Below are 14,340 nucleotides of genomic sequence, written 5' to 3'. Positions count from 1 at the left end.
TCTGCTACTCAAAACTGCCACTTTACCTGGCCGTAAATGCCCCGGGGTACGACGGTTGCCGCCCGCCCGAACTCCACCTGGAACTCAGTGTGCTCGTTCTCAATCAGGTTCTGTCCGACCAGGGCCAGTTCCAGCCCCTTAACCGGCCGCCACGCCAGGCGAACATCAAGAGAAAAATAATCGTTCACATCCGTAAAATAGACCGAAACCGAGTCCACATAGCGCAGCCAGAGGTCAAGATCCCAGTTGCGCCCGAGATCGAAGGAGGAGCGAAGCGAGCATTGCTGCTGGGGGCTGGAATCTTCATAGAGCAGGGGGCTGAAAAAATCGCCGCTTCCCTTTTCCTGGGTCAGGTTCAGCTTCAACAGGCTGTAATTGCCCTGCAGACGCCACCAGTGGAATACATGCCAATCCACGGCTATCTCCAGTCCCCAAGCCTCGGCCTCCAGCTTATTGTCTTCATTGAATGCGAGCAGAATGTGATCGATGGGCTCGGTCTCGAAGGACGGGGGAAGAGGCTCTGCCGAGCGATGATCCCTGTAGCGGGTGTAGAAAAGTGCTGTGTCGATACTGAATCCGCGTTGGGGCAGGAAGCGGTAACCCAATTCATAGGAGAGTATTTTTTCCGAGTCGAAATCTTTATTGCCATATACGTCGATTCTGACTGGAAAAGGGCCGGGGAAAAAGGCACCGGCCGGCAATGCGGTATAGAAGATATTACCGTTGTCTTCGAGGCGCGATGGAGTGCGTACTGCTCTGGAAACAGCTGCCCAGAGGGTATGGTGTTGGTTCGGGGTCCAGACCAGGCGGGCATTGGGCTGGTATTCGAAGCCGGTATAGTCGTTGTGTTCGAATTTGGAACCGAGAAGCAACCGCAGCCGTTGAGGTATCAGGGTGATTTCGTCCTGCAGGAACAGACTGAAGAGCTGGTCGCTGGCTGAGCCGTCCTCGAAGGTGACCAGGTCGCCGTCTTCGACGTCATCCCGGGTCAGGCGGTAGCCCAGGCCCCAAAGCATTTCCTGCCGTTGGCCAAGGAAAAAGCGGTGCTGAAAATCGACATCGAACACGTCCCATACGGCCTTCCCCAATACCTGCTCATCGCGATAGCTGCGATCGTAGTAGCCTTTCAGGGTCAAATCCCCTCCGTCGGCCAATTGATGCTGCCAGCTGCCCAGCAGAAATCCGCCGGCGAATTGGGTATCAGACACCACCCGCTGGTTGAATGCAAGGGTCGGGTCAAGGGGCCAAAGCTGGTCCTGCTGGCCTTCGGTACCGCTGTAAGCCTCCCCCTGCAGGGTAAAATCGTCCCGGCTGCCCCCAGTGACATCCAGCCGAAAACCTCCTCTAAAGGCATTCCAATCGTCATGGGCTTCCCCCTGACCGAGGTAGCCATACTCGTTCGGATTTAGCGAATCTCGATTGAAATACTTGACGAAGGCGCGGTAATCGGCCCGCTCGCCGGCCGTGCCGCCGTAGCGCACGGCGGCAAAGCCCTCTTCCTCGGTTCCGTAACCGGCCTTGACCAGGGTTCCCTGGGTATCCCCCGCCTTTTTGGTGATGATGTTGATCACGCCGTTGACCGCGTTGGCTCCCCAGAGGGTGCCGCCCGGGCCGCGCACCACCTCGATGCGCTCAATGTCATCGAGGAGGGTGTCCTGCATATCCCAATGTACTGTCGAAAAAGGGGGCGAATAGACGCTGCGGCCGTCAATCAGCACCTGCAGCTTGTTGAGGAAACGGCCGTTGAAGCCGCGAATGGCGATCGCCCAGGTGCTGCCGTCGATGCGGGCCACGCTGACACCCGGCACCAGGCGCAGGGCTTCCGGAATGCTGGTGGCACCCGAACGGCGGATGTCCTCCTGATGGATGACGTAAACCGCCATCGGCGCCTCGCTGACTTTCTGCAGCTTCCTGCCGCTCGAAGTCACCTCCAGGCTGGTCAATTCCTCGAGGCTCAGTTTCAGAAGATCCGCATCGGAAATCGCCCAGCCGCACGCCGGCGCCAACATCAGCCATCCCACTAGCAGCAAGACTGGAATAACCGGTTTCCAGCTCAAAACGTCCCCCTCCCCTATCCATGCGACGATTCTCGACAAATCGGCGCTTAATTCGCATAACAATGGCGGTGCCGAATTCTTTCTACAACATTCTTACTTGATGATTTTTTCCCAGAAGTTCAATAAATCTTTTTACCAAAATCCGGTCGAAATAATCTTGCGAAAGGAGCAAGCCAAGAGCAAGCCGACTTTAATTTTGCAAAAAGGGTGCCTTTGTAAACAACCCTTTTAAAGGCTGTTTATCTACGGCTTCTGCTGGAAAGCGAGATGGGAATTTGCCAAGAGGAAAATGGAAATGCCTGAATCGAAAAAGGAAGGAAGAGGGGGCGTTCAGAGGTCTTGCTCGCAGGGCGATCAAGACTTTGGCATGAAACAAGAGGTTTCGTTTGATCCGACTCCATCAGCCGAGGTCTTACCCTGAATTTCTGTGGCATGCCTCGCTTCACAACGCCCCACTACTGGGTCATACCCCACCTGGAACAGAATTAAACTCAAACAATCAGAACAAGGTCCAGCGTCTGGTCTCCATGGCTTTTTTCAAACGTTCGAAGGCCAACTCCTCAGCCACCCGCCGGGGCGGGAGCTTTTTCTTTTCGGCCCGCTCCAGCATCTCCCGGGTGTTGGCCCGGATCCGTTCCTCGATCATCTGGAAGGCAAAAATTTTGCCTGCGCCATGATACTCCATGGCGGCGCAGATGACCCCGCCGGCGTTGGCGATGAAATCGGGCAGACAGATCACCCCCCGCTGGTGCAGAGACTCCTCGGCTTCAAGGGTCAGGGGAATGTTGGCCCCCTGGGCGACAAGGCGGGTTTTCAGACGATGGACGTTCCCCTTGTCTATGACATCCGGCCGGGCGGCTGGGATCCAGATGTCGCATTCGATATCGATCACCGCATCCCGGTCGAGCTTCTCTCCCTGTTCATAATCGAGGACACTGCCCCCCTTCTCCTTCAAGGCCAGCAGAACCGGAACATCGAGACCGTCCGGATGGTAAACCGCCCCCTGGGAATCGGCGGCCGCTACCAGCAGGGCCCCCCGTTCGGCAAGAAAGCGGGCCGCATGCTGGCCTACGGCACCGAATCCCTGCACGACCACCCGCGCACCCTTTAACTGGAAATCGCAGTATTCCTGGGCCGTTTCGATGGAATGAACCAGTCCCCAGGCGGTGGCGCCGAACTTGTCGAGGGGGATTCCGCCCAACTCCTCCGGCAGTCCGACGGCCCGCCCGATCTCGTCGCGGATCCAGGCCATGCAGGTCTCATTGGTGCCCATGTCCGGCCCGAAAATATAATCGCGGCAATCGCGCAGGGCGCAGGCCATGGCTCGTACCAGCTGCTCTTTTCGCTCCAGGGGCATTTTGGGGTCGCCGAACAGAACCGACTTGCCTCCGCCGTGGGGCAGCCCGGCGGCGACATTTTTCAGACTCATGGCTCGCGCCAGCCGAAAACACTCCTCGACGCTGACATCCGGAGCGATGCGCAATCCTCCGATGGCCGGCCCGACGGCCACATTGTCAACCACCAGAATGCCTTTAAGACCGATAACCGGTTCGTAGACATGGATGATTTTCGCGGGTCCCCATTCGTCAGCCAGAGAAAACAGGTTTTCCATAACACCTCGATTCATCTGAAAAGAGTCATCACGGCAGAAGAGCAGAAGCAACAGCTTGATTAAATTTTGGCGTCAAACGGAAGATTGTCAATAATATAGCCGAGTCATCCCGCAAAACGATGACCGCAGGGAGTGACTTTACAACTTCCGCTTGCCTGAGAACAGGCGGGCGTACACCAGCCACCCGGCGGAAAGAATCAGGCACAGGATCGGCAGGATATCGCCGAAACGGGTATAGATGGTCGGCTGGGCGCCGAGGCCCACCTGCCCTTTCAGGGCCAGGCGTTCGAACAGGGGGGACTTGGCGACGATTTCGCCGGAGGGCGAGATGAAGGCGGAAATGCCGGTATTGGCCGCACGGGCCACCCAGACCCGGTTTTCCACGGCCCTGAAGCGGCTCATGGCCAGATGCTGGTAAGGCGCAGAGGATCGGCCGAACCAGGCATCGTTGGTGATATTGACGAGCAGGTCGCTGCCCTGCCGTACATAATCGCGGGCCAATTCGGGAAAAATGCTTTCGAAACAGACCAGAACCCCGATGCGGCCTCCGTTCATCTGCAAGGGACTGACCTTGCCAGGAGAAAAATCGCCGATCCCGACCACCAGTTTGTCCACGAAAGGCAGCAAACGGCCGAGTGGAACATACTCCCCGAAAGGAACCAGATGGACCTTGTCGCTGCGACCGAGAATCCTGCCCTCGGGAGACAGCAGGAAGGCGCTGTTCAGATATTGCTCCCCCTCGCTGCCCGCCTCGTAGGCAGGGCTGCCCATAAGGAGATAGGCACCGGTCTGTACCGGGACCTGGAGAACGGCTTCGGCCAGTGCACCCCCCTCCTGGAAGAAGAAAGGAACCGCGCTCTCCGGCCAGATAATGAGATCCGTTGCAGGGCTCTCCGATTCCGGCATGGAGAGGTCGCGATAGATAGCGATGGTCCGGGCCTGATAGGCCGGGTTCCATTTAACAGACTGATCGATGGATCCCTGAACGAGCAGGGTCTCCGCCGATTTGCTTCTTTCATCAACTTGATGGTCCAGCCGGAAGAACCCGTATTCAAGATTGGCGGCAAACATCGAGGCCGTGACCAGCAGAGCCGTCCAGGGCAGATTGGAAAAACGCTTTTGCAGGATTTCACACCCGGCCCGGGCAAGACTCGCATTGGAGAGGATCAGCAGAAAGCTCAATCCGTAGGGACCGACCAGGTCAGCGCTCTGAATCAGGGCCAGGTGCGACTGCTGGGAGTATCCGAGGGTGGCCCAGGGGAACCCGGTCAGAAGAAAGGAGCGCACAAACTCCAGTGCCACCCAGAAAACAGGCAGGGTAATGATGGTGGAAAACCCCAATTTTTCCCGGCAGTAACAGGCCGCCCAGGTGGCGGCGCCGAAAAAAAGGGAAAGGTAGGCAACCAGCAGCAGATAGACCACCACCGAGAGGACGGGATGAAGCCGGCCGTAGGTGGTCATGACGATATTGAGCCAGTAAAGCACCAGCCCAAAAAACCCGGTCCCTGCAAGAAAGCCGGTATGGAAGGGCCGCTCGTTCATCACCATGAACAGCGGCACCAGTGCGAACCAGGCAAGCGACGCCACATCCGGGCGAGGGAAGGACAGAGCCAGCAGCAGCCCCGAGCCGAGGGCCAGGCTTGAAACCGGATCCGGAAGAAAGCGTTTCAACTGCATCAGCCGTTTTCCTCCACCTGTTTCACAGGTTCAAGTCGGCGAACCCGAACCAGGCGGATTTTTCGCTCATCGGCCTCCGTCACCTGAATGCTCAGGTTGCCGTAGACGGTCTCCTCTCCCTGCAGTGGGACATGCCCCAGCAGGTCGAAGAGCCAGCCGCCGACCGTATCGAACTTGTCCCGGGGAATCCGGACATCGAAATATTCGGCGAATTCGTCGATGTTCAGACGGCAATCGACCAGCACTGAACCGTCCTCTTCCTCACTGAGCCAGTCTTCCTCCAGGTCGTACTCGTCCTGAATGTCCCCGACGATCTCCTCCAGCAGGTCCTCGAAGGTCACCAGTCCACTGGTGCCTCCATATTCGTCGATGGCGATGGCCATGTGCATGCGGCGGGTGCGGAACTCTTTGAGCAGTTCCTCGATTTTTTTGGTTTCAGGAACGAAAAACGGAGCTCGCATCACCTGGCTGACCTTCAGCTCGTCATCGCTGCAGCCCCAGTATTTCAAAAGGTCCTTGGCGTAAACGAGACCGACGATGCGGTCGTTGCTCCCTTCGTAGATAGGAATCCGGGAATGCCCGGAGGTGATGATCGCCTTCAGCAGATCGGTCACCGTCGCCTGAGTACTGCAGGAGATCATATCGGTACGGGGCACCATGATTTCCCTGACGATCGTGTCACCAAACTCGAAGATGGAGTGCAGCATCTCTCCTTCTTCTTCGTTGATGATCCCTTCCTCTTCGGAGGCATTGATCACCTCCTGCAATTCCTTCTCGCTGGTCACACGAAGTTTGCCGAATAGAAGACGCCGAAAAAAGCTTGATTTGAAAATGTTTTTATCGCTGGGACTGTCTGCGTCCAAAAAGGTTCTCCTTGTTTAATTTTGGATCGAGCGTTTTATCTTTACCCTCTGATTTCAACCAAAAAGGAAATAAAGCAGGGCCGTGACCGCGATCCCCAGTAGAGCGCCCGCCAGCACTTCCGTACTGGTGTGAATTTTCAGAAAAACCCGGCTCTGCCCCAACAGGGCTGCCAACGTCAAGGTCAGCAGAGCAAGGATCGGGCCGACTTCGGACAGGACCACGGACGTCGCTATCGAAAAAGCAAAAGCCGCATGGCCGCTCGGCATGCCGCCATGCAGCGGTCGGCCCCGGCCGATACGGGCTTTAATCAGCACCACCAGAATCGTCACGGTCAGGATGGAGGCGACGGCCAGTTCTCCCGGCGGCCTTTTGAGCGACGGAAAGGGGATTTTTTCCACCGGGAAGAGATAGGGCGCCAGGACCATGTAACCCATGATCGCCGCTCCGATGCAGGCGACCAGCACGCCGCCTGCAGCCACATCCTTGGCCCTGCGGGCCAGGGGGTGGTACTCGGGAGAGACCAGGTCGACGACAGCTTCCAGAGCCGTGTTCAGCAGCTCCGAAATCAGCACCAGCATCGCCGCAAGAACCAGCAGAATGAATTCCAGGGTCGAGATGTGAAAAGACAGAGCCGCCAGCAGCAGGGTCAGGGCTGCCAGCATATGGTAGAGCATGTGCCGCTGGGTCCGTACCGACCAGAGAACTCCCTCAATGGCACAGTAGAAACTGGCCACGACTCCTTTAGGTTTCATCAGCATGACTGGCTACCGGGGGCAGGAAAGAATTTCGTCCTCAATCATAGCAAATATCTCTTCCTCTTTGGCTTCCATCCGGCGGGCTTCCTCCTCAGTGCCCCGCTCGTGATCGTAACCGACCAGGTGCAGGATGCCGTGCAGCAGAAGAAAATACAGTTCGCTCTCGAAGGGCAGCCCGGCCTCTTCAGCATCCCTGGCAGCGGTGTCGGCACTGATGACGACGTCTCCCAGCAGAGCGGGTTGCAGTCCGGCTCCCTCCCCTTCCTGCATGGCAAAGGAGATGACATTGGTGGCTTTGTCCCGCTGCAGGTAATCCCGATTGATCTCCCGGATCTGGTCATCGCTGACAATGACGATGGACAGTTCGCTGTCCTTAGGACATGCCAAGGCGTTTAAGATCTTCCGTGCTGCTTTTTCCAGAGGTGCCGTCTTTATCTTTTGACTCGTCTGCCGATTCTCGATGTGAATCTTCACCGTTCTTCCTTTTTCCCGGTTCCTTTTCCCGCTCCTTGTGCACCGGCTCAGGGTAATCGATGCGGTGATGGAAAATGCCGGACAGAATTCGATTGAAACTCTTAGCGATATTGTGGAGATCCTTGAGGGTCAGTTCGCATTCGTCGAGCTGGCCGTCGATGAAAATATTGTTGATGATCTTCTGCACCATCCCCTGGATCCGGGCCGGAGTGGGATCGGTCAGCGTTCTGCTGGCCGCCTCAACGGCATCGGCCAGCATGATCAGCGCCGCCTCCCGGTTCTGGGGTTTGGGCCCGGGGTAGCGGTAATCCCGCTCATTAACCTGATGGACCCCGGGATCAGAGCTTTGCTTGGCCTTGTCGAAGAAGTATTTTATCAGAGCGGTGCCGTGGTGCTGCCGGATGATATCCACCAGCAGTTGACCGAGTTTGTTTTCACGAGCCATATCGGCGCCGTCCTTGACATGGGCCATAAGAATCAGGGCGCTCATGGAGGGAGTCAGCTTGTCGTGCCGGTTTTCCTGGCAGCCGATATTTTCAACGAAATAGAGGGGCTTGCGAATTTTGCCGATATCGTGGTAGTAGGCCGCAACCCGCGCCAGCAGAGGATTGGCACCGATGGTTTCGGCGGCGGCCTCGGCCAGATTTCCGACAATGATGGAGTGGTGATAGGTCCCGGGTGCCTGAATCATCAGCTCCCGCAGCACCGGGGTGTTCATGTTGGCCAGTTCCAGCAGTTTGATGTCGGTGGTGTATTTGAACAGCCATTCGATCAGGGGGATCAGTCCGGTCACCAGCAGAGCGCAGAAAAAGCCACCGGCGAGGCCGAAACCGGCCTTGTAGAAAAATTGCGAATCGACCCCCCGGCCCGCCATCAGATGGATGCTGAGCACCAGCAGAAAATTGACCATCGACAGACGTATTCCGGCGCGGTAGAGCGTGGCCCGCTCCAAACATTGCCTGACCCAGTTGGCCCCTGTGAGGCTGCCGACCAGGGCATAGACGGCGATGAACAAATTGTTGCCGAACAGAATCCCGACCAGGGCGCTGAAGGCCAGGGAGAAAATCAGGGACACCTCGCTGTTCAGAACGATGCGGATCAGCATGGCGCCGGCAGCGAAGGGAATGGCATAGTAGTAGCTGGACGATTCGATGTAGGGAAAGGCGCTTTCCAGAGCGGTCGAGATGAAAATGGCCACCTTGATCAGAATGAACAGGCTGACGAACACCAGCGCCATCACCAGGAGATCGCATGTTTTAGGTCGGTATTTGCTGATGTTGGAACGGGCGAAGCGATGGCCGAGGTAAATCAGCAGCAGGATGCAGAGCAGTAGGCCCAGACCGGTCAGCAGCGTACTGTAGTTGCCGCTCACGGCCCGCATCGCCCGCAGCTTCCGGATCTGCTCCTCGGTGACCCGTTCGCCCTCGCGAACGATCATCTCCCCCTTCTTCATCTGGAACAGCACCGGCTTGACCAGTTCACCGGCCTTGCGCCGCCGTTCCTCGGTTTCGTTCTGATTGAAAGTCAGGTTGGGGCGGATCATCTTGCGCAGGAGCTTCAGGAGCACGATCCGCTGGTTGGGAGAGAGATCGTCCATTTTCCCGATTTCTCTCTCCACCTGATCGAAAACGTCGCCGATTCCCGTCACCTGCTTGGCGTCCATGACGGCCCGTTCCCCGTGATTGACCAGGTCGCGGACAATAATTCCGCGATCCCAACTGGATTCGAAAACCTGCAGATTGCCCACAATCAGATTTTTGAAGGATGCGACCAGAAGTTTCTGCAGATCCTTTGCCACCTGGTCGCGGGAGGAAAGCCGGGCCAGAAGAATCAATTCATCTTCCGTGAGCTCGCTGACGGGGGAATTTTCATCCTTGGGGAAAACGTTCTGCAGAGGAGTTTCGGTTTGAAGGGTGGTTCCGAGCTGGTTGAAGATCTGGAACAGACGGCCGGCTGTCTCCTCACCGGCCCGGGAATCGAAATCGTATAGAGACAGGATGGCCCTGGCCGCTTCATCCCGCTTTTTTTCCGTGAGTGGCTGGTCCGGCAGGAGCAGGTCGCGGGACGCCTTGATATCCCGGGAGGCAATGTCGCCCGGCGAATAGTACCCGGGGACAAACCCGCCTTTGGGCACGATGATGGCGGTTATGATCAGCGCAACCCCGAAAAGCAGCAGGTAGCGCTGGTTTTGCTCCTTGTGAAAGGGCTTAAACAAGGGGAAGACGGAACAGAAGCGGTGCCATCGGCGCCGTGGAGCCTCGGACTTGCGTTCAGGTTTGCTGGTCGTCATTGCAAATCACTTCTGCCGATCATCGGCATTGTCCTCTCGGCCCCTCCGGTCGGCGGGCCGGAGGCCGGTCCCTTCCGCCCGGTGATAGGCCTGAACGATGGCCTGTACAATTGGGTGCCGTACCACGTCACGATCGGTGAAATAATTGAAAAAAATTCCTTTGATCCCCTTCAGGATATCGAGCGCCTCGCGGAGACCGGATACCCTCCCGGAGGGCAGGTCGATCTGAGTGATATCCCCGGTAATGACCGCCCGGCTGCCGAATCCGAGCCGGGTCAGAAACATTTTCATCTGTTCCGCGGTAGTATTCTGCGCCTCGTCCAGGATGACGAAGGCGTCATTGAGGGTCCTGCCCCGCATGAAGGCCAGAGGCGCCACCTCGATCACCCCTTTGTCGATCAATTCCTGACCTCTGTCACGATCCACCATGTCGAACAGGGCATCGTACAGGGGTCGAAGATAGGGATTGACCTTTTCGGCAATATCGCCGGGAAGGAATCCGAGCCTCTCCCCCGCCTCCACGGCAGGCCTGACCAGAACGATGCGGGCGACTTCCTTCTTCATCAGAAAGGAAACGGCCATGGCCATGGCAAGATAGGTCTTGCCGGTGCCTGCCGGCCCGATGCCGAAAACCACGTCATTGTCGCGAATGGCGTCGATGTAGGTCTTCTGCGCCAGGCTTTTTGGAGCAATCCTTTTTTTGCGGGCGGAAATGCAGATGGTATCGAGGAAAATATCCCCTAATCGGATTCTGGAATCTGCGGAAAGTATCCTGACCGCGTAGTCGATATCGGTCGGATAAAGGGGATAGCCTTCCCTTAACAGCGTGTAGAGTTCTTCCAGCAAACGCTGGCACAGCTGCACCTGTTCCGCTTCGCCTTGTATGAAAAGATCGAAACCCTTGGAGCTCAGGCGAACCCCTAGGGTTTTCTCGATCTGTTTCAGATTTTTGTTGGCTTGACCGAAGAGTTGATTCGCCAGCTGCTGGTCGTCGGCGCTGAATCGACCCTGAGTATTGCTGCTATTCAAAAAAAATCCTTTTCGAATTAGGTTTCATACGCCGACTACATAACATTGTCCACGTCCAAAAGCAATCCTTTTCAAATCCCCGGCGACTGTAAAGTTTAGGAAAAATGGTTTCAATTCCGCCCGGATGTGCTATAAATACGGATTCGGATGGTCGGTTAACCGGCTCAAATAATTTTATACCGAAAGAGGGACTGACATGAGTGAAATCGTCGATATCTATGCCCGGGAAATTCTGGATTCCCGGGGCAATCCCACCGTCGAGGTGGAGGTTTATCTGGAAACGGGCGTCATGGGCCGGGCAGCCGTACCGAGCGGTGCATCGACGGGCGAACGGGAAGCGCTGGAGCTGCGTGACGGAGACAAGGACCGCTACCTTGGCAAAGGGGTGCTGAAAGCGGTGGAAAACGTCAACGAAATCATTGCGGAGGAACTGATCGGCTGGGAGATCACCGATCAGGCCGGAATCGACCGCAAGCTTCTCGCCCTGGACGGCACCGAAACCAAGTGCAATCTGGGAGCCAACGCCCTGCTGGGGGTTTCTCTGGCCTGTGCCCGCGCGGCAGCCGAGGACCTGGGGTTGTCCCTCTTCCAGTACATCGGCGGACCGAATGCCCGCGAACTTCCGTTGCCAATGCTCAATATCCTCAACGGTGGCGCCCACGCCGACAACAATGTCGATATTCAGGAATTCATGATCATGCCCGCCGGCGCCCAATCCTTCCGCGAAGCGCTGCGCATGTCGGCGGAAATTTTCCATGCCTTGAAAAAGGTTCTCAAGGGCCGGGGCTACAACACCGCCGTCGGCGACGAGGGCGGTTTCGCCCCCGACCTGAAGAGCAATGAAGAGGCGCTGGAAGTGATCATGGAAGCGATCCGCGCCGCCGGCTACACCCCCGGCGAGGAGATCCTCCTGGCCCTCGATGTCGCCGCCTCTGAACTGTTCAAGGACGGCAAATACCTGCTCGAAAATGAAGCCAAACCGGAAAAGAGCTCCAAGGAACTGATCGATTTCTACGAGGATCTGGTCAACCGCTACCCGATCATTTCCATCGAAGACGGTATGGCCGAAAACGATTGGGAAGGGTGGAAGCTGCTGACCGAGCGCCTTGGCAGCCGCATCCAGATTGTCGGCGACGATCTGTTCGTCACCAACACCGGCATTCTGAAACAGGGTATCGAAAAAGGCATCGCCAACTCGATTTTGATCAAGCTCAATCAGATCGGAACCCTGACCGAAACCCTGGACGCCATCGAAATGGCCAAGCGTGCCGGCTATACGGCAGTAGTGTCCCACCGCAGCGGGGAAACCGAGGACACCACCATCGCCGATCTGGTGGTGGCCACCAATGCCGGTCAGATCAAAACCGGTTCGGCCTGCCGGACCGACCGGGTCTGCAAATACAATCAGCTGCTCCGTATCGAGGACGAACTGGCCGATACGGCACGGTTCAAAGGCCGGGACGTATTCTATAACCTGCGCCGGAAATAGGAATACCAAGCTCGATTCGGAAAGAGCCTGCGGGAACACCGCAGGCTCTTTTTTTTACCCACTCCCCGTTTCCTTGCCCAGGTCACCGGGTGCCGGGGTTGCTTGCTCCCCCTCTTCCGGCCGGGAATCGGCATGCTCCACAAGCGGCCTGATGCCGAACTCGCGAAGAATCTCATCGACCCGGACCCGGCTCAGGACCTCCTCCTCCAGCAGAGCCGCCGCCAGCTTTTCCAGGGCCGGGCGGTAATCGGCCACCATCCGGTCGGCAAGCTGTTCCGCTTCCTTGATGATTTTTTCAATTTCCTGATCGATGATCCAGCCCATCTGTTCGCTGAAGGCATTGCTGGTCGCCAGCTTGCGCCCCAGGAAGGGATGTTCCTCTCCTCGATTGAAGGCCATCGGCCCGACTTTGTCGCTCATCCCCCATTGGCAGACCATCTTCTCGGCCAGGTCGGTGGCCTGTTGCAGATCGTTCTGCGCGCCGGTGGTCAGCTCCCCGAAGACAGCCTTCTCCGCCGCCCTGCCCCCGAGAACGACGGCAATGCGCGTCGTCAGGTAGGTCCGGGAATAGTGATACCTGTCGTCTATGGGCAGCTGCTGGGTGACACCCAGGGCTCGCCCGCGCGGAATGATCGAAACCTTGTGAATGGGATCGGCCCCGGGAGACAGGCGGGCGATCAGGGTGTGGCCCGCTTCGTGGAAAGCCGTTATGCGCTTTTCCTGGTCGGAAAGAACAAGTTTTCGCTCCGACCCCATCAGGATCCGGTCCTTCGCCTGCTCGAAATGTTCCATCGAGACCCGATCCATATCATGGCGGGCCGCGATCAGGGCCGCCTCGTTGACGAGGTTTTCCAGATCGGCTCCGCACATCCCCGGGGTGCCCCGGGCAATTGTGCGAAGGTCGACGTCCTTGTCCAGGGGCACCTTGCGGGTGTGGACCTTGAGGATCTCCTCCCGGGCCCGCCAGTCCGGCCTCTCCACGATGACTTGGCGGTCGAAACGTCCGGGACGCAGCAGGGCCGGATCGAGAACGTCCGGGCGGTTGGTGGCCGACATGATAATCACTTCTTCATGGGGATCGAAACCGTCCATTTCCGAGAGCAGCTGATTGAGGGTCTGCTCCCGCTCATCGTTGCCGCCGCCAAGGCCCGTCCCCCGGGAACGGCCGACCGCGTCGAGCTCGTCGATGAAGATAATGCTGGGCGCACTCTTCTTGGCCGTATTGAACAGGTCGCGGACCCGGCTGGCGCCGACCCCTACGAACATTTCAATGAACTGGGAGGCCGAAATGGAGAAGAAGGGGACTTCAGCCTCCCCGGCAACCGCCCGTGCCATCAGGGTTTTTCCGGTGCCGGGCGGTCCGACCAAGAGAACGCCCCGGGGAGCCTTGCCGCCGATCCGGGTAAATTTCTTCGGATTGCGCAGGAACTCGACGATTTCCATCAACTCCTGTTTCGCTTCTTCCAGGCCTGCCACGTCCTTGAAGGTCACCTTCGATTTCTGCTCCACATACAGGCGGGCTCCCGATTTGGAAAATCCCCCCATCAGGCCGCCCCCGCCTTGTCGGGAGCGCATCCCCTTGAGGATGAACCACCAGACGCCGATGATCAGCACCCAGGGGAGCAGATACAGCAGGGCGGTGGTCCATGCTGACGGTTTCTCTTCCGGCTTGACCTCGACCTCGACCTGGGCCTGTTGCAGGCTCTGCATCAGACCGGGGTCCTCAACCGGCGGCAGATGGGTCTGGAACTCCTGATAGAGGACCTGCTCGCCCTCCTGCCCCTGCTCTGCCGCCTGCGGGCCTTTTGCCACAGCCACCTTTTCCCGGAATTCCCCGGACAGCTCGCTTCCCTGGAAAAGAACCCGGGCTATATTGTCCTCGGCGAGCTCGGTTTTGAAACGGCTGTAGCTGATCGAGGCCGTTGGATCGTTCTGGGCCGGGTTGAATTTCACGTAGAGATAGTTGAAGATGACAACCACCGCCAGGATCGCGACGGCCTGTCGCCAGAAATATTTGTTCATGATTCCAACCTGAACTCCCAAAAGCAGAAGGAAAGCTGGCCGGAAAAGACAGGACATAGCCCGGAACAGCT

The 14,340-nt window shown here is 57.6% G+C and carries 10 protein-coding genes; 1 reads left to right on the top strand and 9 read right to left on the bottom strand.

Annotated elements, in window-relative coordinates:
• Window positions 1–8: 8 nt before the first annotated feature.
• The 8 genes from R2940_03580 to R2940_03545 all read right to left on the bottom strand — a co-directional run bounded on the left by R2940_03580 (window position 9) and on the right by R2940_03545 (window position 10,758).
• On the bottom strand, window positions 9–2,009 hold the full coding sequence (locus tag R2940_03580) for a TonB-dependent receptor (GenBank protein MEZ4598855.1): 2,001 nt from the start codon (window positions 2,007–2,009) through the stop codon (window positions 9–11).
• Between the two features lie 547 nt (window positions 2,010–2,556).
• Window positions 2,557–3,669 (bottom strand): Glu/Leu/Phe/Val dehydrogenase, encoded by a 1,113-nt coding sequence (locus tag R2940_03575; GenBank protein MEZ4598854.1) that lies wholly within the window; start codon window positions 3,667–3,669, stop codon window positions 2,557–2,559.
• 138 nt (window positions 3,670–3,807) lie between these two features.
• Window positions 3,808–5,346, bottom strand: coding sequence for an apolipoprotein N-acyltransferase (gene lnt / locus R2940_03570; GenBank protein MEZ4598853.1), 1,539 nt, complete (start codon window positions 5,344–5,346; stop codon window positions 3,808–3,810).
• Complete coding sequence (locus tag R2940_03565) at window positions 5,346–6,209, bottom strand: hemolysin family protein (protein ID MEZ4598852.1); 864 nt, start codon at window positions 6,207–6,209, stop codon at window positions 5,346–5,348. Before R2940_03565 ends, lnt begins: the two co-directional genes overlap by 1 nt.
• Before the next feature lie 54 nt (window positions 6,210–6,263).
• Complete coding sequence (locus R2940_03560; GenBank protein ID MEZ4598851.1) at window positions 6,264–6,968, bottom strand: diacylglycerol kinase; 705 nt, start codon at window positions 6,966–6,968, stop codon at window positions 6,264–6,266.
• Window positions 6,969–6,974: 6 nt separating this feature from the next.
• Entirely contained in the window at window positions 6,975–7,439 is a 465-nt protein-coding gene (ybeY, locus tag R2940_03555) for an rRNA maturation RNase YbeY (protein MEZ4598850.1), read from the bottom strand.
• Complete coding sequence (locus tag R2940_03550) at window positions 7,339–9,729, bottom strand: HDIG domain-containing protein (protein MEZ4598849.1); 2,391 nt, start codon at window positions 9,727–9,729, stop codon at window positions 7,339–7,341. Before R2940_03550 ends, ybeY begins: the two co-directional genes overlap by 101 nt.
• Window positions 9,730–9,735: 6 nt before the next feature.
• Window positions 9,736–10,758 carry a PhoH family protein gene (locus tag R2940_03545; protein MEZ4598848.1) on the bottom strand — a complete coding sequence of 341 codons (1,023 nt, stop codon included), beginning with the start codon at window positions 10,756–10,758 and terminating at the stop codon, window positions 9,736–9,738.
• A gap of 196 nt (window positions 10,759–10,954) precedes the next feature.
• Between R2940_03545 and eno the strand changes: the two genes are divergently transcribed.
• On the top strand, window positions 10,955–12,247 hold the full coding sequence (gene eno / locus R2940_03540) for a phosphopyruvate hydratase (GenBank protein MEZ4598847.1): 1,293 nt from the start codon (window positions 10,955–10,957) through the stop codon (window positions 12,245–12,247).
• A gap of 54 nt (window positions 12,248–12,301) precedes the next feature.
• Here the strand turns inward: eno and ftsH are convergent, their stop codons facing one another.
• Window positions 12,302–14,269, bottom strand: a complete 1,968-nt coding sequence (gene ftsH, locus R2940_03535) for an ATP-dependent zinc metalloprotease FtsH (GenBank protein ID MEZ4598846.1) — start codon at window positions 14,267–14,269, stop codon at window positions 12,302–12,304.
• Window positions 14,270–14,340: the final 71 nt, after the last annotated feature.

Source organism: Syntrophotaleaceae bacterium (genome assembly GCA_041390365.1).
Taxonomy (GTDB): Bacteria; Desulfobacterota; Desulfuromonadia; order Desulfuromonadales; family Syntrophotaleaceae; genus JAWKQB01.
Note: the sequence above shows the minus strand (reverse complement) of the source record. Positions and strands in the feature narration are given on the sequence as shown.

What these genes read in the sequence shown, in the direction of transcription:
- R2940_03550 (MEZ4598849.1), bottom strand. Translation starts at nt 9,729, where the DNA reads ATGACGACCAGCAAACCTGAACGCAAGTCCGAGGCTCCACGGCGCCGA.
- lnt (MEZ4598853.1), bottom strand. Translation starts at nt 5,346, where the DNA reads ATGCAGTTGAAACGCTTTCTTCCGGATCCGGTTTCAAGCCTGGCCCTC.
- ftsH (MEZ4598846.1), bottom strand. Translation starts at nt 14,269, where the DNA reads ATGAACAAATATTTCTGGCGACAGGCCGTCGCGATCCTGGCGGTGGTT.
- eno (MEZ4598847.1), top strand. Translation starts at nt 10,955, where the DNA reads ATGAGTGAAATCGTCGATATCTATGCCCGGGAAATTCTGGATTCCCGG.
- R2940_03580 (MEZ4598855.1), bottom strand. Translation starts at nt 2,009, where the DNA reads ATGTTGGCGCCGGCGTGCGGCTGGGCGATTTCCGATGCGGATCTTCTG.
- R2940_03575 (MEZ4598854.1), bottom strand. Translation starts at nt 3,669, where the DNA reads ATGGAAAACCTGTTTTCTCTGGCTGACGAATGGGGACCCGCGAAAATC.
- R2940_03560 (MEZ4598851.1), bottom strand. Translation starts at nt 6,968, where the DNA reads ATGCTGATGAAACCTAAAGGAGTCGTGGCCAGTTTCTACTGTGCCATT.